This window comes from Marmoricola sp. URHA0025 HA25, assembly GCF_054059435.1.
This window is the reverse complement of record NZ_JBSSCD010000001.1, coordinates 687,487-706,190: the sequence shown is the minus strand read 5'-3', so window position 1 is coordinate 706,190 and position 18,704 is coordinate 687,487. Positions and strand designations below refer to the sequence as shown.

19 protein-coding genes are annotated in these 18,704 nt (G+C 72.0%); 9 read left to right on the top strand and 10 right to left on the bottom strand.

Annotated features, from left to right (window positions below; translation table 11 throughout):
- Positions 1 to 71 precede the first annotated feature (71 nt).
- The 4 genes from ACVW00_RS03345 to ACVW00_RS03330 form a co-directional block, all read right to left on the bottom strand.
- Positions 72 to 872: a GNAT family N-acetyltransferase gene (locus tag ACVW00_RS03345; RefSeq protein WP_457109484.1), complete on the bottom strand. Its 801-nt coding sequence runs from the start codon at positions 870 to 872 to the stop codon at positions 72 to 74.
- A gap of 37 nt (positions 873 to 909) precedes the next feature.
- The gene (locus ACVW00_RS03340) at positions 910 to 1,545 is read right to left on the bottom strand and encodes an aggregation-promoting factor C-terminal-like domain-containing protein (RefSeq protein ID WP_457109483.1); all 636 of its coding nucleotides are present in this window, start codon (positions 1,543 to 1,545) and stop codon (positions 910 to 912) included.
- A 158-nt stretch (positions 1,546 to 1,703) separates the two neighbouring features.
- Positions 1,704 to 3,047: a PhoH family protein gene (locus tag ACVW00_RS03335; RefSeq protein WP_457109482.1), complete on the bottom strand. Its 1,344-nt coding sequence runs from the start codon at positions 3,045 to 3,047 to the stop codon at positions 1,704 to 1,706.
- 267 nt (positions 3,048 to 3,314) lie between these two features.
- Positions 3,315 to 4,091: an isoprenyl transferase gene (locus ACVW00_RS03330; RefSeq protein ID WP_457109481.1), complete on the bottom strand. Its 777-nt coding sequence runs from the start codon at positions 4,089 to 4,091 to the stop codon at positions 3,315 to 3,317.
- Between the two features lie 63 nt (positions 4,092 to 4,154).
- On the opposite strand from ACVW00_RS03330, the gene trhA reads away from it, so the two are divergent.
- Positions 4,155 to 4,868: a PAQR family membrane homeostasis protein TrhA gene (gene trhA, locus ACVW00_RS03325; protein WP_457109480.1), complete on the top strand. Its 714-nt coding sequence runs from the start codon at positions 4,155 to 4,157 to the stop codon at positions 4,866 to 4,868.
- Positions 4,869 to 4,881: 13 nt separating this feature from the next.
- On the opposite strand, the gene ACVW00_RS03320 is transcribed toward trhA, so the two are convergent.
- Both ACVW00_RS03320 and ACVW00_RS03315 read right to left on the bottom strand, forming a co-directional pair.
- A complete protein-coding gene (locus ACVW00_RS03320) occupies positions 4,882 to 5,796 on the bottom strand; it encodes a DUF1353 domain-containing protein (RefSeq protein WP_457109479.1) in 915 nt (304 codons plus the stop codon).
- Entirely contained in the window at positions 5,793 to 7,832 is a 2,040-nt protein-coding gene (locus ACVW00_RS03315) for a thioredoxin domain-containing protein (protein ID WP_457109478.1), read from the bottom strand. Before ACVW00_RS03315 ends, ACVW00_RS03320 begins: the two co-directional genes overlap by 4 nt.
- A gap of 314 nt (positions 7,833 to 8,146) precedes the next feature.
- Between ACVW00_RS03315 and ACVW00_RS03310 the strand changes: the two genes are divergently transcribed.
- The 6 genes from ACVW00_RS03310 (at position 8,147) to ACVW00_RS03285 (ending at position 14,910) form a co-directional block, all read left to right on the top strand.
- On the top strand, positions 8,147 to 8,557 hold the full coding sequence (locus ACVW00_RS03310) for a M15 family metallopeptidase (protein WP_457109477.1): 411 nt from the start codon (positions 8,147 to 8,149) through the stop codon (positions 8,555 to 8,557).
- Positions 8,554 to 9,711, top strand: a complete 1,158-nt coding sequence (alr, locus tag ACVW00_RS03305) for an alanine racemase (RefSeq protein ID WP_457109476.1) — start codon at positions 8,554 to 8,556, stop codon at positions 9,709 to 9,711. The genes ACVW00_RS03310 and alr overlap by 4 nt, the downstream gene beginning before the upstream one ends.
- Positions 9,708 to 10,685: a D-alanine--D-alanine ligase family protein gene (locus ACVW00_RS03300; protein ID WP_457109475.1), complete on the top strand. Its 978-nt coding sequence runs from the start codon at positions 9,708 to 9,710 to the stop codon at positions 10,683 to 10,685. The genes alr and ACVW00_RS03300 overlap by 4 nt, the downstream gene beginning before the upstream one ends.
- Positions 10,686 to 10,740: 55 nt before the next feature.
- A complete protein-coding gene (locus ACVW00_RS03295; protein WP_457109474.1) occupies positions 10,741 to 11,985 on the top strand; it encodes a sensor histidine kinase in 1,245 nt (414 codons plus the stop codon).
- Positions 11,982 to 12,659: a response regulator gene (locus ACVW00_RS03290; RefSeq protein WP_457109473.1), complete on the top strand. Its 678-nt coding sequence runs from the start codon at positions 11,982 to 11,984 to the stop codon at positions 12,657 to 12,659. The genes ACVW00_RS03295 and ACVW00_RS03290 overlap by 4 nt, the downstream gene beginning before the upstream one ends.
- Positions 12,660 to 12,750: 91 nt before the next feature.
- Positions 12,751 to 14,910, top strand: a complete 2,160-nt coding sequence (locus ACVW00_RS03285) for an MMPL family transporter (RefSeq protein ID WP_457109472.1) — start codon at positions 12,751 to 12,753, stop codon at positions 14,908 to 14,910.
- Between the two features lie 71 nt (positions 14,911 to 14,981).
- Here ACVW00_RS03285 and ACVW00_RS03280 read toward each other — a convergent pair whose 3' ends face one another.
- From ACVW00_RS03280 to mca, 4 genes are all read right to left on the bottom strand, one after another.
- Positions 14,982 to 15,920 (bottom strand): LPXTG cell wall anchor domain-containing protein, encoded by a 939-nt coding sequence (locus tag ACVW00_RS03280; protein ID WP_457109471.1) that lies wholly within the window; start codon positions 15,918 to 15,920, stop codon positions 14,982 to 14,984.
- A gap of 144 nt (positions 15,921 to 16,064) precedes the next feature.
- Positions 16,065 to 16,487, bottom strand: a complete 423-nt coding sequence (locus ACVW00_RS03275; protein WP_457109470.1) for a VOC family protein — start codon at positions 16,485 to 16,487, stop codon at positions 16,065 to 16,067.
- 1 nt (position 16,488) lies between these two features.
- Positions 16,489 to 16,728: a hypothetical protein gene (locus tag ACVW00_RS03270; RefSeq protein ID WP_457109469.1), complete on the bottom strand. Its 240-nt coding sequence runs from the start codon at positions 16,726 to 16,728 to the stop codon at positions 16,489 to 16,491.
- Complete coding sequence (mca, locus tag ACVW00_RS03265) at positions 16,725 to 17,618, bottom strand: mycothiol conjugate amidase Mca (protein ID WP_457109468.1); 894 nt, start codon at positions 17,616 to 17,618, stop codon at positions 16,725 to 16,727. Before mca ends, ACVW00_RS03270 begins: the two co-directional genes overlap by 4 nt.
- Positions 17,619 to 17,642: 24 nt before the next feature.
- On the opposite strand from mca, the gene ACVW00_RS03260 reads away from it, so the two are divergent.
- Positions 17,643 to 18,071 carry a DUF4307 domain-containing protein gene (locus ACVW00_RS03260; RefSeq protein ID WP_457109467.1) on the top strand — a complete coding sequence of 143 codons (429 nt, stop codon included), beginning with the start codon at positions 17,643 to 17,645 and terminating at the stop codon, positions 18,069 to 18,071.
- A 126-nt stretch (positions 18,072 to 18,197) separates the two neighbouring features.
- Positions 18,198 to 18,701 (top strand): transcription elongation factor GreA, encoded by a 504-nt coding sequence (gene greA, locus ACVW00_RS03255; RefSeq protein ID WP_457109466.1) that lies wholly within the window; start codon positions 18,198 to 18,200, stop codon positions 18,699 to 18,701.
- The last annotated feature ends 3 nt before the right edge of the window (positions 18,702 to 18,704 follow it).

Here is an 18,704-nt window from a genome sequence, read left to right as displayed (position 1 = left end):
GATCATCGCGCTCGCGTTCTTCATCTTCGGCCGCGTGCGGGGCGGCGGACGCAGCCTCTAGGCCGCGCGCCTCACGCCGGTCGCGGCTGGTCGTCGCGGCCGAAGAGGTACGGCGTCGTGCCTCCGACGACCGCCAGCCCGAGCCGCTCGAGGATCGGCCGGCTGTCGTCGGAGGCGTCGACCTGCAGGAAGCGGTGACCGCGCTCGACCGCGAGCTGCGCCCGCCGCGCGACCAGCGCGCGATAGATCCCCCGGCCCCGGTACGCCGCCAGGGTGCTGCCACCCCACAGGCCGGCCACGCTGGTGCCGGCGAACGGCGCGAGCCAGGCGGCGCTGACCGTCAGGTCTCCGTCCTCCACGAGCAGGACCACGGTCGGCGGGTCGGCCTGCACGCGCAGCTCGAGGTCGTCGGCGAGCCAGGAACCGTCCTCGCCCCAGACCTCCGTCTGCAGCGCCGCGACCCGCTCGAGGTCCGCGCGCGAGGTTGCCTCCCGGAGCGTCAGGCCGGCCGGCAGCACCGGCTCGGCGGCGAGCAGGGCGGCCTCGCCCATGACCAGCGTCTCGTGGGGCTGCGGCGCCGGGTCCCACTCGAGCAGCAACGGCCGGAGGCCCGGCGGGTCGTGGTCGAAGGTCTTCCACTCGAACCACCGGCCGTGCGTCGCGAAGTACGCCACCGTGCGCTCGACGAGGCCGCGGAGATCCGCGGCCGCGAGGCCCTCGGCGCGGCCGGTGAGCATCGCGAAGCCGGCTCGACCGGTCAGGCAGCGAGTGAGCGGCCCGTCCTGCTCGCCGGACCAGCCCGGCGGGAGACGGTCCGCGAAGGACCCGCGGACCTCGTCGTCGTACACCTTGAGCAGCTCGTCGGGGGTCACCCGCACAATCATGGCTCGATCGGGTCGGGCGGGCACCTCAGTACCAGCCGTGCGACTCCTTGAACGACCAGGCGGCGCACGCGGAGCCGTAGCGCTCGGCGATGTAGTTCAGTCCCCACTTGATCTGGGTCTCGGCGCTGTTCTGCCAGTCCGGTCCGGCCGAAGACATCTTCGAGCCGGGCAGCGCCTGCGGGATGCCGTAGGCGGAGGAGTTCGGGTTGTCCGCGTGCACGTTCCAGCCGGACTCGTGCTCGAAGATGTTGTCCACGCAGCTGAACTGCGCGCTGGAGAGTCCGTAGAGCGGCATCAGTGCCTTCGCCAGCGTCCGCGGGTCGGCCTGGGTGAGGTCCTCGGTGCGGGTCCTCGCGACGCCGGTGGCGTCGGAGAGCGCGGCGGCCTTGATGGAGTCCGACTGCTGCCGGCGGTCGCCGAGCGAGCGCGACGTGGACTCGTCGCGGGCGGCGAGGTCGGCCTCGGTCAGGCTGTGGTCGTTGCCGGCCGACAGCTTCACGACACCGTCGAGGCTCGGGACGCCCTTCGCAGAGACACCGGCGGAGACCGAGAGTCCCGTCGCGACCACGGCCACACCGGAGTAGTACACCGCGTTGCGGGCGCCCGTGCGGACACGCCTGGGGGGTGCGCTCCGGTGCTTCGGGGCGTACTTCTCTGGCAAGACAACGACTCTCGGGTTGACGACAGGGGACCGTCATTCAGCGCGCGGGGGACGCCATGGAAGAGGCACCACCATGACCCACGAATCGGACATTCGCAAATTGGACACGCAATCAGTGACGCGTGTGACGCATGTGATCGCCGATCCGGGGAAGGCCCTCAGCTGATGTCGTGCTCCAGCATCTCGGTGACCAGCGCGGCGATCGGAGAGCGCTCGGAGCGGGTCAGCGTGACGTGTGCGAACAGCGGGTGGCCCTTGAGCCGCTCGACCACGGCGACGACGCCGTCGTGCCGGCCGACCCGCAGATTGTCGCGCTGGGCGACGTCGTGGGTGAGCACGACCTTGGAGTTCGCACCCATGCGCGAGAGCACAGTGAGCAGGACGTTGCGCTCCAGCGACTGCGCCTCGTCGACGATCACGAACGCGTCGTGCAGCGACCGGCCACGGATGTGGGTCAGGGGGAGCACCTCGAGCATGCCCCGGTCGAGGATCTCGTCGATCACATCGGGGCTGGTCACGGCGCCGAGCGTGTCGAAGACCGCCTGGCCCCAGGGCGACATCTTCTCGGACTCGCTGCCGGGCAGGTAGCCGAGCTCCTGGCCGCCGACCGCGAACAACGGTCGGAAGACCACGACCTTCTTGTGCTGGCGGCGCTCCATCACCGTCTCCAGCCCGGCGCACAGCGCGAGCGCCGACTTGCCGGTGCCGGCGCGGCCGCCCAGCGAGACGATGCCGATGTCGGGGTCCAGCAGCAGCTCGAGCGCGATCCGCTGCTCCGCGGAGCGCCCATGGATGCCGAAGGCCTCACGGTCACCACGGACCAGGTGCACCCTCTTGTCGGGTCCGACCCGGCCGAGCGCGCTCCCGCGGTCGGACATCATCACGAGGCCGGTGTGGCAGGGCAGCTCACGGGCGTCGTCGAGGTCGAGGACACCCTCGTCGTACAGGTCGTCGAGGTCGGGTGCGGTGAGGTCGATCTCCTGCATGCCGGTCCAGCCGGAGTCGGACTCGTGTGCCTGCTCGCCGCGGTACTCCTCGGCGTCCAGCCCGACGGCCGACGCCTTGATCCGCATCGGCAGGTCCTTGGAGATCAGCGTGACGCGGTGCCCCTCGTTGGCCAGGTTGCGCGCGACCGCCAGGATCCGGGTGTCGTTGTCGCCGAGCCGGAAGCCCGAGGGCAGCGAGTCGGCGTCGGTGTGGTTCAGCTCGACGCGGAGAGTCCCGCCGTCCTCGCCGATCGGGACCGGCTGGTCCAGGCGGCCGGCGGTGACCCGCAGCTCGTCGAGCATCCGGAGCGCGCTGCGGGCGAAGTAGCCCAGCTCGGGGTGGTGGCGCTTGCCCTCGAGCTCGGTGATCACCACCACGGGCAGGACGACCTCGTGCTCCTCGAACCGCTTCATCGCCCCGGGATCGGCGAGCAGCACCGAGGTGTCGAGCACGTAGGTCCGGCGACCGTCGGAGGTGTCGGACCTGGGTGCTGCCGCGCGCTTGGCTGTGGTCACGGGTTGTCCCCTCACCAGACCGATCGCGCACTCGGCGCCCCGGTCCTCAGCAGTAGTGCCTGGACCAGGACGAGCAGCTCGGGGCAGAGGTGCGACCTTCGTCGCTGCAGTGGTCGTGATCTCTCACGAACTTCGCCTCCTGGTGCGATCACCTCGGTTGGTCGACCGCTACCCGAAAAGTACGTGCGGTGCGAGGCCCTTCCCCGGCGACACGCCCGAACGCGGGATGACCAACTTGTGAACGCTGACGTCCAGTACCCGGACGGGTCAGGAGCCAAACCGGCGGTCGCGCTGCGCATAGGCGCGTACGGCGCGCAGGAAGTCGACCCGCCGGAAGTCGGGCCAGTACGCCTCGCAGAAGTAGAACTCGCTCTGGGCGCTCTGCCACAGCAGGAACCCGCCGAGCCGCTGCTCCCCGCTCGTCCGGATCACCAGGTCGGGGTCGGGCTGGCCCTTCGTGTAGAGGTGCTCGGCGATGTGCTCGACGTCGATCACCTCGGCGAGCTCCTCGATGGTGCGGCCCTGGGCGGCCTGGTCCTGGAGCAGCGAGCGCACCGCATCGGCGATCTCGCGGCGGCCGCCGTACCCGACCGCGATGTTGACCAGCAGGCCGTCGACGTCCTGCGTCGACTCCGCCGCCGCCTTCAGGCGCTCGGCCAGGTGGGCCGGCAGGAGGTCCAGCGAACCGACCGGGTGCAGCCGCCACCGGCGCTGCTCGGCGAGCGTCTCGACGGCGTCGGCGATGATGCCGAGCAGCGGCTCCAGCTCGGCGGCCGGCCGGTTGAGGTTGTCGGTCGAGAGCAGCCACAGGGTGACCACCTCGACGCCGATCTCCTCGCACCAGCCCAGCAGCGGCTCGATGTTCGCGGCGCCCGCCCGATGGCCCTGGGCCGTGTCCGCACCGACCGCCTTTGCCCAGCGCCGGTTGCCGTCGAGCATGACGCCGACGTGCTTGGGGAGCCTGTCGCCCGGGAGCCGGCGCACGACCCGCGCCTCGTAAGCCGGGTAGAGGACGCGACGCAGTGCTTGCTTCCAGTCGGCCACCGAATCAGGTTACCGCCGGTCCCGGATGACGCCCGGCAACCTCTGCCGACCTAACCTGAGCCCATGGACCCGCACGCACCTGCCTCGGAGAAGGTGGCCCGCGTCTCGCACGAGGCGGCCGACGCCGTGCGGGAGAAGATGAACCAGGTCAAGCCGAGGCTGCGCGGCTGGCTGCACGCCGCGGTCTCGCCGCTGGCCGTCGCCGCCGGGATCGTGCTCATCGCGCTCTCGCCGACGCTGGAGACCAAGGTCGGGTCGGCGCTCTTCGCCGGCACCGCGATCCTGCTGTTCACCGTGAGCGGCATCTACCACCGCGGCAACTGGACCAAGCGCACCTGGGAGGTGCTCAGGCGCTTCGACCACGCCAACATCTTCCTGCTGATCGCGGGGTCCTACACGCCCTTCACGATCCTCCTTCTCCACGGGGCCGCGCAGACGGGCCTGCTGATCCTGGTCTGGTCGGGGGCCGCGCTCGGCGTCGGCTTCCGGATCCTGTGGATCGACGCGCCCCGCTGGCTCTACGTGCCGATCTACGTCGCCCTGGGCTGGGCGGCGATCTTCTACGCCAGCGACTTCTCCGACGCGGGCACCACGGTGATCGTCCTCATCTCCGTCGGGGGCGGGCTCTACACCCTCGGCGGGTTGATCTACGCGCTCAAGTGGCCCGATCCGTACCCCACGTGGTTCGGCTTCCACGAGCTCTTCCACGTGTTCACGATCGGCGCCTTCGTGTGCCACTACGTCGCGGCCTCGATCGCGACGTACCAGCTGCGCTGAGTGGTCTCGGCTCTCAGAGCATCAGACCGACGAACACGACCACGGTCACCGCCGTCACGACCCCGACGAGCGCGAGCATCAGCGCCGGCACCCGGGCGGTCAGCCACTCGAGCACCCGGTACGCCGCGCTCAGCGTGAGCAGCGCCACGGTGACGTGCAGCAGCACCGCCAGCGTCACGCCGACGACAGCCCCGGCGATCCGGAACCGCCCCCAGAAGAGGGACAGGAACAGCGGGATCACCACCGCACCGGACAGGCCGCCGGCGAGCTCCGCGAACCAGCCCCGGTCGCCCATCCAAGGCAGCTGCGGTACGCCGGTCACGTGCACGTCGAGCAGGTCGAGCGTCGCGCAGAAGCCGAGGACCGCGACGAGGAGGACCGTCACCGCCGCGGTCGCGCGATAGCGCCAGGCGAGCCCCCTGGACCAGCCGGTGCCGGCACCGCTGAGCATGGTCGCGGTCGTCACCGCCGACCACATCAGCCAGCGCCGGATGAGTGCCGTGCCGGCATCGGCCATCGCGTCGCGAAGCACCCGGTCGGCCTCCGCGCGCAGCACGACGTGTCCGTCGGTGGACACGTAGGTCACGTCGCCGGGCGGGTGGATCAGGCCGTCGTGGAGCAGGGTCGCCGGCAGGTGCTGGCCCGTCTTGGGCACCAGCCAGGTGAACAGTGCCGGCACCGAGGTCAGGTCGCTTCGGAAGGTGCCGGTCACGCGAGGCACCAGCAGCTCGCCCAGGTGCCGGTCGCGGTAGGCGATCCGGCGCTGCATCGCGAACTGCTCGTGCGCGTGCTCGTCGACGCGCACGAGCACGATCTGCGGGTCGGAGCCGGGATCGGGCGGCTCGGCGGCGTGATGGGAGTCCGCGTCGAGGCCCCCGTCGTAGAAGCGCCGCCCCTCCTGGGTCACCGGCTGCACGTCGAGCTTCACAGGACCAGCTCCTCGGGATCGGTGACAGGCCGCTCGCACACCATGCTCCTGCAGACGTACGCCGCGGCGCGACCGTCCACCAGCCCCCGGCCCTCGAGCAGTGGGATGCCGCGACGTCCGGGAGGCACCACCAGCACGACGGATCCGAGTGAGCGGCGTGCCCGGCGCGCGAGCTCCGCGCCGGCCGCGTCCCCCGGTTCGGTCACGACGACGATCTCCTTCGGACCGTCCAGCGCAGCCGCCGCCGCGGCGAGCGACCAGCCGGCGAAGCGCGGCGCCCGTTCGGCCAGGCGCCGGATGCTCGCCAGGGCCGCCTCCGCGGCGTCGCGGTGGCGACCCGAACCGGTCAGGGCGGCGTACCGGACGAGGGCGGTCGTGACCGCCGAGTGACCTGACGGGCTCGCGTTGTCGGAGGGGTCGCGTGGTCGCGTGATCAGGGCCTCCGCGTCGGCTGCCGTGTCGTGGAAGCCGCCGTCGGGTGCTGCGAACTGGTCGAGGGCCACATCGAGGAGGAGGCCGGCACGCTCGACCCAGATACCGTCGCCGGTGGCCTCGGCGAGCGCCAGGAATCCGTCGGCGACACAGCCGTAGTCCTCGAGGACGCCGGCGTGAGCCCCGACGATGCCGTCACGAGAGACGCGGCGAAGACGCACCGCCTCGGTGGTCGTCCCCGCACCGGTGGTCGAGCCTGTCCCCGCACCGGTGGTCGAGCCTGTCGAAACCGCGTGCAACTCCCAGAGCAGCTCCCCCGCACGCAACGCAGCTTCCACGAACCGGTCCTCGCCGAGCACGCCGCCGGCGCGTGCGAGCGCGGCGATCGCGAGACCGTTCCAGGCGGCGACCACCTTGTCGTCACGGGCAGGCCGCTCGCGAGTCGCCCTGGCCTCGAGCAGCGCGGCACGCACCCGCGCCCAGCGCTCCGGGTCGTCCGGATCGGCTCGCAGCTGCAGCACCGACTGGCCGTCCTCGAAGGTGCCGGCCTCGGTCACGGTCAGCAGGTCGGCCGCCCACGCGCCGTCCTCCTCCCCCAGAACCTCCCGCAGCTGGGCCGGCGTCCAGACGTAGAAGGCACCCTCGACACCCTCGGAGTCCGCGTCCAGCGCGGAGGCGAACCCGCCCTGCCCCGTGCCGAGCTCACCGATGAGGAACTCCGCGGTCTCCAGCGCCACCCGCCGCGCGATGGCGTCCTCGGACACCACGAACCACGACGTGTAGGCGCCGAGCAGGAGCGCGTTGTCGTAGAGCATCTTCTCGAAGTGCGGCACCACCCAGCGGGCGTCGACGGAGTACCGGGCGAACCCACCGGCAAGCTGGTCGTGGATGCCGCCCCGGGCCATCGCGGCCAGCGTCCGGGCCGCGATCTCCCGCGCTGCCTCCGACGTCACCGACATCCGCAGCAGGAACTCGAGCAGCATCGACGGCGGGAACTTCGGTGCGCCGCCGAACCCGGCGTTCACCTCGTCGAACTCCGCTGCCAGCCGCGCGACGGCGGCGTCGAGCACGTCGACGTCGATCGCAGCACCGCCCGCGAGAGCCTCCGAGGTGGCCAAGTGGGTCGCGATGTTGGCGGCGGTGCTGTCCACGTCGTCGCGCCTCTCCTGCCAGGCCTCGGTGATCGCCGTGAGCAGCTGCATGAAGCTCGGCTGGCCGTGCCGCGGCTGGTCGGGGAAGTAGGTGCCCGCGAAGAACGGCCGGCCCTCGTGGTCGAGCACACAGGTCATCGGCCAGCCGCCGTGCCCGGTCGTCGCGACGGTCGCCTGCATGTACACGGCGTCGACGTCAGGTCGCTCCTCCCGGTCGACCTTGATGCTCACGAAGTGCTCGTTGAGGTACGCCGCCGTCGCCTCGTCCTCGAACGACTCGTGCGCCATCACGTGGCACCAGTGGCAGGCGGCGTACCCGACGGACAGGAGCACCGGCACGTTGCGACCACGAGCCTCCTCGAAGGCGGCGGGCGACCACTCCCACCAGTCCACGGGGTTGTCCGCGTGCTGGAGGAGGTAGGGCGACGTCGCGGAGGCAAGACGGTTCGGCACCCGGCCAGCCTAGGAGGGTGCCGACCCGATACCTGGGGACAGCCGGTCGGCACCTCAGGTGGAGGTCTCGCCCGCGCGCCCGCACGAGGCTGGTCGCATGACGATCCTCCTCTCCGACCGGCGCGTGAGCGCCGTCCCCGTCGCGGAGTGCGGCGAGCCGCTGGTGCGGCTGTCCCGCTCCTTCGGTCCGGCCCGGGCGCTCGTGCGCGCGGGCGTCGCCGAGCGGCTCCGCTGTGCGCAGGCCGACCTCCCGGCCGGTCGCTCGCTCCGGGTTGTCGAGGGCCATCGCTCGCTGTCCGACCAGGCCGCGATCGTTGCCCACTACGCAGCCGAGCTCCGGGCGGCGCACCCGCCACCTGCCGGCGGCCGAGATCGACAGGCTGACGAGCCGGTTCGTGGCGCCGGTGCCCGTCGCGCCGCACGTCGCCGGCGCGGCCGTCGACCTGACCCTCGTCGACCGCCACGGGCGCGAGCTGGACCTCGGCACCCCGATCGACGCGACCCCCGAGCAGTCCGGGGGCCGCTGCTACTCCGACGCCGAGGACATCTCCGCCGAGGCGCGTCATCACCGGCAGGTGCTCGCCCGGGCGCTGCGCACCGCGGGGCTCGTGAACTACCCGACCGAGTGGTGGCACTGGAGCTTCGGCGATCGCTACTGGGCGCTGCTCACCCGGGCGCCGGCGGCGCTGTACGGCCCGGTCGACCTGCGGGTGGCGGCGGCATGACGGCGTACGGCGTGCCGCAGCTGCGGGTAGCCGTCGAGGGCACTTCGCGAGGAGCCGCCCTGACGGTGGACCCCGCTGCCATCGCCGCGAACGCCCGGGTGCTCTCGGCGGCGACGACCGCAGAGGTCATGGCGGTGGTCAAGGCGGACGGCTTCGGCCACGGATCAGCCGTCGTCGCGCGTGCGGCCCTCGCCAACGGCGCCAGCTGGCTCGGGGTGACCAGCCTGGCCGAGGCCCTCGAGCTCCGCGCGAACGGGCTCCAGGCACCCGTCCTCAGCTGGCTCAACACCGTCGACGCCGACTACCGGACGGCTGCCGAGGCGAGGATCGACGTCGCCGTGCCGTCGCTGCTGCACCTCGAGGCCGTCGTCGCCGCCGGCGGCGCCGCCCGGGTGCACCTGCACCTGGACACCGGGATGGCGCGGGACGGCGCCGAGCCGGAGACGTGGGCCGCGCTGTGCCGGCTGGCGAGGCGCGCCGAGCGGTGCGGCCGGGTCGAGGTCGTCGGGGTGATGGGCCATCTCCCCTCGGCCGACGTCCCGGGCGATCCTGCGAACCTCGTCGCCCGGACGCGGTTCGCCTGGGGTGTCAGGGTCGCCCGGGCTGCCGGGCTGCGACCCGCCCACAGGCACCTGGCCGCGACGGCCGCGACCCTTACCGACCCGCTGAGCCACCACACGCTCGTGCGCGTCGGCGCCGGCCTGGTCGGCATCGACCCGTCGGGGACGACGCCTCTGGCCGGCGCGCTGACGCTGACGGCACCGGTCGTCGCGGTCAGGCGGGTGCGGGCCGGAGCCGGTGTCGGCTACGGCCACCTCTGGTCCGCGCCGCGTCCGACGACGCTGGGCCTGCTGCCCCTGGGCTACGCCGACGGGCTGCCGCGCGTCGCGTCCGGTCGTGCCGAGGTGCTGGTGCGGGGATGCCGCCGTCCGGTCGTCGGGCGGATCTGCATGGACCAGGCCGTGGTCGACCTCGGTGACCTCGGAGTCGAGCCGGGCGAGCGCGCGACCGTCCTCGGGCCGGGCCTCGCGGGCGAGCCGACCGCCCGCGAGTGGGCGGACTGGTCGCAGACGCTGCCCCACGAGATCGTCACCGGCTTCGGCGCCCGGGTGGCCCGATCGGTGCTCCAACCGGGGCCGAGGGGTGTGGCATGACCGAGCCGGTGCTTCGCGTTGCGGTGATCGGAGGGGGCGCGAACTGCGAGCACGAGGTCTCGCTCGCATCCGCGGCCTCCGTCGCCGGTGCTCTCGAGGAATCCGGCCACGACGTCGTACGGCTGACGATCGATCCCGACGGCTGGTGGCTCGACGAGGTCGGCTCGGTGATCGGCCTGTCGGCCGCCGTCACCGTCCTCCGCGGCTGTGACGTCGCCGTGCCGGTCGTGCACGGCCCGCGCGGGGAGGACGGCACGCTGGCCGCGCTGTGCGAGCTGGCCGGCGTGCCGTTCGTCGGCTCGGGCGTCGGAGCCGGAGCGCTCGCGATGGACAAGTGGGCGACCAAGCTCGTCGCCGAGGCGGTCGGGATCCGGACCGCGGCGGGCACCGTGCTGACCCGGCACACCGCGCCGGCGTACTCCTTCACCGGGCCGGTCGTCGTCAAGCCCGTCGCCGCCGGCTCCAGCCACGGCGTCAGCCTCGTCCGGGCCGTCCCCGAGCTGGCCCCGGCGCTCGCGGCAGCCTTCGCGCTCGACGATCGCGTGCTGGTCGAGGAGGTCGTGCCCGGCCGCGAGATCGACGTCGCGGTCCTGGGCACCAACGACGGAGAGCGCCGGACCGCACCGGCGCTGGAGATCCTCACCGACGGGCTCTTCGACCACGCGACCAAGTACGGCGGCGACGCACTCTTCGTCGTGCCCGCCCCGTTGCTCGACCAGGAGCGCGACGAGCTCGTGGCGGCCGCCCTCGCGATGTACGACGCACTCGGCTGCGCGGGCGTCGCACGCGTCGACTTCTTCCTGACCGAGGACGGGCCGGTGCTCAACGAGGTGAACACGATGCCGGGCTTCACCGAGCACTCCCAGGTGCCGCGGATGTTCGCCGCGGCCGGGATGGCGTACGGCGATCTCCTCGACGTCCTCGTCCGGGACGCGGTGCGGTCACGACCTCGTCCGCCGGCATTCGCCTCCTGAGCAGCGTCGGCATGGTTCGATTGCGCTGGTCCGCACCTATTCGGCAGGAGATCCGGTGACAGCCGCCCCGACCAGGCCGGCCTGGCAGCCATGGCTACCCGACATGGCCGCAGGTGCGGCCGTCGCCGTGGTCGGCCTCGTGGAGGCCGCGAACACCGACTACGTGCCCGGCTCACGGATCGAGCTGGTCGGCGTCGCACTCGCCACCGCGGTCGCCGTCGGACTGAGCAGGCGTCTCCCGTCGGCCGCGCTCGCCCTGGTCTGGCTCACGTGCGGCTACGAGCTGGGCCACGACGTCCCGGTGATGGTGGTCCAGCTCGCCATCACCGTGGTCGCGTTCGGGTGCGCGCGATGGGGCCGTCCCGTGACGGTCCTGCTCAGTGGTCTGTCCATTCCGGTCGCCGGTCTCCTCGCCGTGCTCTACACGAGCGCGAACCTCTACTCGGTGGTGATCAACGCGAGTCAGTACCGGCGGCTCATCCGCACGGTCCAGGACCTCGGACCGACGTGGCAGATCACCGCGGCGGTGCTGGCGACGGCCGGGCTCGCGGTCCCTTGGTTCGCCGGCCTGACGCTGAGGTTCAGCAGCCGGGCGGCCGCGTCCCAGGCCTCCCAGGAGGTCGCCGAGCGGGAGGCGGCGCGCGCGCAGCTGGAGAGCGAGCAGGCTCGTGAGATCGCCCGCCTGCAGGAGGACCAGGCCCGCCTCGCCCGCGACGTGCACGACGTGGTCGGGCACTCGCTGGCGGTGATCCTGGCCCAGGCGGAGTCCGCGCAGTTCCTCGACGAGGCCGACACCGAGAAGCTCAGGCTCTCGATGCGCAACATCGCCGACTCCGCCCGAGGCTCGCTGCAGGACGTCCGGCACGTCCTCACCTCCACCCGGGAGCCGACCGGTCCCGGAGAGCTGACCGAGCTGGTCGAAGGTGTCCGGGCCAGTGGCCACGAGCTGCGGTTCGAGGAGGCCGGCACGCCCCGCCCGCTGCCTCCCGAGCTCGCCACCGTTGCCTACCGCGTGCTGCAGGAGATGCTCACCAACGCGATCCGGCACGGCCGGCGCGACCTGCCCGCGAGCGTCGAGCTGCACTGGAGCGGCGACCTGCGGATCGAGGTGGCGAACGTCGTCGGATCGACCAGCGGCCACGAACAGGGAGCCGCCGAGCCGATCGGCGGCCACGGCCTCGAGGGGATGCGCCGCCGGCTGGACTTCGTCGGCGGCCGCCTCGACGTACGCCGCCGGCAGGCCGAGGACGGCGAGACGTTCACGGCGACGGCATGGGTGCCGACGAGGACGGCCGGATGAGCGCACAGCCGGCGGAGGAGATCCGAGTGCTCCTCGTCGACGACCAGGAGCTGTTCCGGGCCGGGCTGGCGGTGATCATCGACGCCCAGGACGGGATGGGCGTGGTCGGGCAGGCCGCCGACGGCCTCGAGGCGATCCGCCTCGTCGAGGAGCTGGAGCCGGACGTCGTCCTGATGGACATCCGGATGCCGGAGATGGACGGGGTGGAGGCCACCCGGCAGCTGTTCGGCGCGGACCGGGCCGGGCGGCGGACGAAGGCACTGCGCGTGCTGGTGCTCACCACCTTCAACCTCGACGACCGCGCCGCCACCGCGATCCGGCACGGGGCGAGCGGGTTCCTCCTCAAGGACACGACCCCGGCGATGCTGCGCGACGCCATCCGCACCGTGTACGCCGGCAACGCCGTGCTCGCGCCGGAGGACCTGTCGACCCTGCTCGACGGCCAGTTCCGCAACCGGAGACCGCCACCGGCGACGTACGCCTCCCTCACCGACAAGGAGCGCACGGTCTTCGCGGCCGTCGCCCGAGGGCTGTCCAACACGGAGATCGCGGGGCAGATCTTCGCCAGCGAGTCGACCGTGAAGACCCATGTCGGCTCGATCCTGCGCAAGCTCGCGCTGCGCGACCGAGTGCAGATCGTGGTGTTCGCCCACGAGCACGGGCTGGTCGCCTGACCGCTGCCGGGGCAAATGACTGTCCCCCGGCACCGATCCACGTCGCTACGCTCCCCGTGGGCGACGGTGCCCTTCATGACAGGAGCACCCGATGCGCGCATGGGCCGAGTTCGTTCTTCGCCACCGCCGGTGGGTGATGATCTTCTGGCTGGTCATGATGGTCGCCGGCGGGATGGTCTCCGCGAAGACCTCGGACCGGCTGACCGTGGACTTCTCGCTGCCGGGCCAGCCGGGCACCGAGGCCGCCGACAAGATCATCGCGGCCGTCCACAACGGCGGGAACACCACGCCCTTGCTGGCCACCGTCACGATGCCCGCCGGGCAGACGATCACCGGCAACGAGGACGCCGTCGCGGCGACCTTCGAGGCCGTCGGTGCCGGGGTCCCGCACGTCCGGGTGCTCGACGAGGCCAACACCGGCGACAAGGCGTTCCGCACCGACGACGACCGCACGGCGTACGCGATGGTCTTCTACCCGTTCCCGGCGAGCCAGTCCGCGAAGCCACCCACCGACGCGATCCGCAAGGCGGCCGAGGCCGCAGGGCCGGCAGGCGCCACCATCGGCGTCACCGGCGTCGACGCGCTGGCCCTCGGTTCCGACTCGAGCGGACCCGGAGTGCTGACCGAGACCCTGCTCGGTGCCGGCGGCGCACTGCTGGTGCTGCTGTTCGTGTTCGCCTCGCTGCTGGCCTTCCTGCCACTGGCGATCGCTGCCGTGTCGATCCTCTCGACGTTCCTGATGCTGCTGCCGCTGACGTACCTGACCGATGTCTCCTTCATCGTGCAGTTCCTCGTAGCCCTGGTCGGCCTCGGGGTAGCGATCGACTACTCGCTGCTCCTGGTCACCCGATGGCGCGAGGAGCGCGACCACGGCAAGGACAACCACGAGGCGGTCGTCTCGGCGATGGAGACGGCGGGCCACGCGGTCTTCTTCAGCGGTGTCACGGTGGCGATCGGCCTGCTCGCACTGATCGTGCTCCCGGTGCCGTTCATGCGCAGCATCGGCATGGGCGGCGCACTGATCCCGTTCGCGAGCGTCGCGGTCACGCTGTCGCTCACCCCGGCGATCCTCGGTGGGATCGGGCCGCGCGTGGACTGGCCGAAGATCCGCCACGAGCGAGAGGCCAGCCGCGGATGGACCAGCTGGGCACGGCTCGTCGTACGCCACCGCTGGATCGCGGCCGGCGCCGCGTTCGTCGCGCTCGGCCTGCTGTTCGTGGCCTTCCTCGGCATCAAGATCGGCTCCCCGTCATCGGACTCGCTCGCCCAGACGGGTCCCGCCGTGAGCGCCCTGCACACCCTCGAGAAGGGCGGCATCTCGACCGGAGCACTCACCCCGATCGAGGTCCTGGCCGACAAGGACAAGGCCGCGGACGTCGCCGAGACGCTCGGCAAGGTCGACGGAGTCGACACGGCACTCGTGTCGAGCGGTGACTCCAGCTCGTTCGGCGGGCGGACCGTCGTCGTGCTCGTCCCGCACGGCGAGACGGTCAACTCCAAGAGCGTCGAGGTCGTCAAACGGGTCAAGGACGCCGCGAAGCACACTCCCGGCGTGATCGGTGTCGCCGGCCTGGGCACGGCCCAGGTCGACTTCCTGCACGCGGTCTACGGCAACTTCCCGCTGATGCTGGCCTTGATCGCCCTGCTGACGTTCGTGCTGCTGGTGCGCGCGTTCCGGTCGCTGCTGCTGCCGCTCAAGGCCGTGCTGCTCAACCTGGTCTCGCTCTCCGCCGTATACGGCGCCATGGTGCTGTTCTGGCAGAAGGGCCACGGATCCGAGGCGCTGTTCGGCATCTCGCAGACCGGTGCGGTCACGTTCTGGGTGCCGCTGATGGTCTTCGCGTTCCTGTTCGGGCTCTCCATGGACTACGAGGTCTTCATCCTGTCCCGGGTGCGGGAGGAGTACGACGCCGGCCGCTCCACGAATGACGCGGTCATCGAGGGCATCGGGCGCACCGGACGGCTGGTGACCAGCGCGGCACTGATCCTCTTCCTGGCGTTCGCCGCGCTGGCGTCCGGCCCCGGCACTGACCTGAAGACGCTGGCGACCGCCCTGGGCTTCGGCATCCTGCTGGACGCGACGATCGTCCGCTCGCTGCTGGTGCCCTCCCTGGTGTCGCTGTTCGGCTCCTGGAACTGGTACCTGCCCGATGTCGTCGCGCGCGTGCTCCGCGTCGAGCGCTCGCACCCGCACGCGGAGACCTCCGAGCCGGAGCCCGAGCCGCCCGTCCCGGCGTACGCCGCGGACTGACAAGCTGAGCGGCCGGCGGGAGCCTGAGTCCGGGCGCCCCCGCCGACCGCCGTTCGGACGGCCTCAGTGGGTCAGCTCGGCGGGAGCACTGCCGATCCGCCTCGTCGGAGCAGCAGGGTCGCACCGGCGACGATGCTGGCGAGCGCAGCCGCGGTCAGCCAGACGAGACCGGCCGGCGCGCCTGTGTTCGGCAGGACTCGCAGCGGGGGCGCGACCGACGCAGACGGGTTCGGCGCAGCGGAGCCGACGATCGGCGGTGAGACGCACGTGCCGGTAGGACACGGCGGCGGCGGGGCGCACGGGTCCGTCGGGCACGGCGGCAGCGGGACACAGGGCTCCGTCACGCAAGGCGGGACACAGGGCTCCGTCACGCAAGGCGGGACACACGGCTCCGTCACGCAAGGCGGGACACACGGCTCCGTCACGCAAGGCGGGACGCACGGCTCCGTGGCGCACGGCGGGACGCACGGATCGGTGGGGCACACCTCCGGCGGCGCCTGGAGGCAGCCGCTGTGGGCCGGGTTGCCCCTGGCGATGCCGTGGTTGGTGTCGCACTCGTAGCCGGCGTTGTGGTCGGACGCGTTCGGCAGCTGGCCGTGCGGGTTCTTGTTGTCGGCCTTGCCGACGCAGCCGGCGCACGGCTTGCCGGTGGCCTGCCCGCCGCCGTTGCCGTTGGCGGACGCCGTGCCGTCGGTCGTCGAGCAGTACGGACCGTCCGGGCACTGCCCGTTGGCCCCACCCGCATTGGCATCAGCGGTGCTGATCGGCTGCGGCGTGACCGGCGTGACCGGCTGGGTCGCTGGTCTCTCCGTGGTGCCGGCGCCCGCCGGCGGACCGGTCGGGTGGCCCGCGGCATCCGACGTGGCGCTCGTGGCGACCGGGGACTGGTTCGCGGTGCCGTGGGTGTCTTCTGCCTGGGCGGGGGCGGCGAACGCCACCGTCAGCAGGGCCCAGAGCAGCGCTACGAATGGCGAGCAGAGTCGCCAGGACTTTGATGTGCCGAAGGACATGACTCTCCTACGGCCCCCCGGATTGGGCCCAACTCAGTTGGTGTGTGAACGGCTACGACACTCCCGAGCGTGCCTTGGCCCTCCCTTGCCGGGGCCGTACCCGCATGCCGCGAACCGCAAACGGGCCGGGTGAGAGCCGACCGCTCAGGCCGGGTCCACTGACTGCGGGGCCGAGAAGACGGTGACCTGCGGCCCCTCGGGCGGCTGGGTGCGGGCGTTCACGTCACCCCACGGGGTCTCTCGCGCCTCGCCGAGGAGCTCGGCACCTCCGGCCACGAGGTCGGTGGCGGCTGCCGCCGCGTCCGGTACGGCGAGCGCGAGCCGGATCCCACCTGTCGCGGCCGGACGACCGACCTCGACCTCGTCGACGAAGGCGGCGTGCTCCTCGTCGATCAGCTCGAGCGTCGCCCGGCCGACGTCGAAGACCACGCCGTGGCCGTGGAACTCCCACGACTGGGTCTCGGTCAACCCGACGCTGTCGCGGTAGAAGGCCCGCAGCCGCTCGAAGTCGGCGACGGTGATCGAGACGCGAAGCTCGGTGACGCCAGGAGCCTGGTCGGCGTCCACCTCAGGCCTGCGGACGCGGCCGGTCGTCGTCCTTGCCGAAGACACCGGCCTCGGCGTTCGCGCGCGTCTTGCGCAGCTGCTTGCTGAGGCTGAACCCGAGGAAGGCAACGGCGCCGGCGAGCAGGACGAACAGCACCAGGTAGGCGAACCCCGTGCCGATCTGGTCCTCCGTGGGTGTCTTGTCGACGAGCGCGGCGTAACCGCTCGTCAGGTGGGTCACGTGGAGGACCAAGGCGCTCATGACTCCAGTGTCGCAGGTGTCCTGACACCCGCGAACAGGTCGTCCTCGGGCAGCTCGGTCTGGACCACGCTCTTGACCAGCTCGTAGTCCTCCGTGGGCCACACGTCGCGCTGGACGTCCAGCGGCACGTGGAACCACGGGCCGTCGGGATCGATCTGGGTGGCGTGGGCGATCAGGGCCGCGTCGCGCACCGGGAAGTACTCCGCACACTCCACCCGCGTGGTGATCCTGGCGTCGTGGGCCAGGTCGGGCTTCCACTCCTTGAGCCGCTCCGCGTAGGGCGACTCGAGGCCCCGCCTGAGCATCTCCTCGTGCAGCGCCTCGACCCGCGGGCGGTTGAACGCGTGCTGGTAGTAGACCTTCTGCACCCGCCACGGGTCGCCGGTCCCGGGATACCGGTCGACGTCAGCAGCGGCATCGACGGCGTACATCGAGACCTCGTGGCAGCGGATGTGGTCGGGGTGGGGGTAGCCGCCGTTCTCGTCGTACGTCGTCAGCACGTGCGGGCGGAACGACCGGATCAGCCGCACGAGCGGCTCGGCGGCCTCCTCGAGCGGGACCAGCGCGAAGCAGCCCTCCGGCAGCACCGGGTCGGGCTCGTCGTGCCAGCCGGAGTCGACGAAGCCGAGCCAGTCCTGGGTGACGCCCAGGATCTCGCGCGCCCGCTCCATCTCCTGCCGCCGGATCTCGGTGATGTTGGCCAGCACCTCGGGCCGGTCCATCTTCGGGTTGAGCACCGAGCCGCGCTCGCCGCCGGTGCAGGTCACGACGTGCACGTCGACCCCTTCGGCGACGTACTTCGCGGTCGTCGCGGCACCCTTGCTGGACTCGTCGTCGGGGTGGGCGTGGACGTGCATCAGACGCAGGCGGGACTGCCCGGGCTCAGACATGCCGCCCATCCTAGGATCGAGGCCGTGAGCGACCCCACGGAAATACCGGCCGCGGACGCGGCCGGCCCCCAGGCCCGGGCGCTGGCCGCGCGCTACGGCGCCGACCGGCCGCGCCGGCGCTGGGTCGCCCTCACGCTCGGGGGGCTCCTCGCGGCCGCACTCCTGGCGTGGGCCGTGTGGGCCGGGTCCGAGCAGGGGCGTGACCCCCTCGAGGCGAGCGTGTCGTCGTACCGGGTGGTCAGCACCCACGAGATCCAGGTGAAGATCAGCGCACAGTTCCACGACGCAGGCGTCGACGGCAGCTGCCTGGTCCGGGCGACCGCCGAGGACCACACCGTCGTCGGGGAGCTGAACCTGACCGGCGACCAGCTCCGCGAGGACAGCGGGCGCTGGGTCTCGATCCGGACCGAGCGCCGGGCGACGACCGCGATCGTGGAGAGCTGCGCCGGCTGAGCGCGTTCGTGCCCGCTGCTTGCTAGGCTTGACCCTTCTCCAGCGGCCGCGGTCGAGCCATCCCGTGCGAGCCGAGAGAACCGACAGACCACCGTTCCGACACCAGTGACACAGGAGTGACTGCCCATGACGCAGGCTGATGAGCGCGCGGCCGTCTGGCTGACCAAGGCCAAGTACGACGCCCTGCAGGCCGAGCTCGAAGAGCTCCGCGGACCCGGGCGGACCGCCGTGGTGCAGAAGGTCAGCGAGGCGCGCGACGAGGGCGACCTCAAGGAGAACGGCGGCTACCACGCCGCCCGCGAGGAGCTCGGCAAGCTCGACGGCCGGATCGCCCAGCTCGAGGACATGCTCAAGCGTGCGCAGGTCGGCGAGACCCCTCCCGACGACGGCGTCGTCGAGCCCGGCATGGTCGTCACCTACCGCTTCGTCGGCGACGACGACGAGGAGAAGTTCCTGCTCGGTGCCCGCGAGATGAAGGGCGACGACGACGACCTCGAGGTCTACTCGCCGCAGTCACCTCTCGGCGAGGCGATCACCGGCAAGCGCCGCGGCGACACCGTCACGTACGTCGCGCCGAACGGCAAGACCCTCGAGGTCGAGGTCGTCGACGCGGTGCCCTACGTCGGCTAGGCC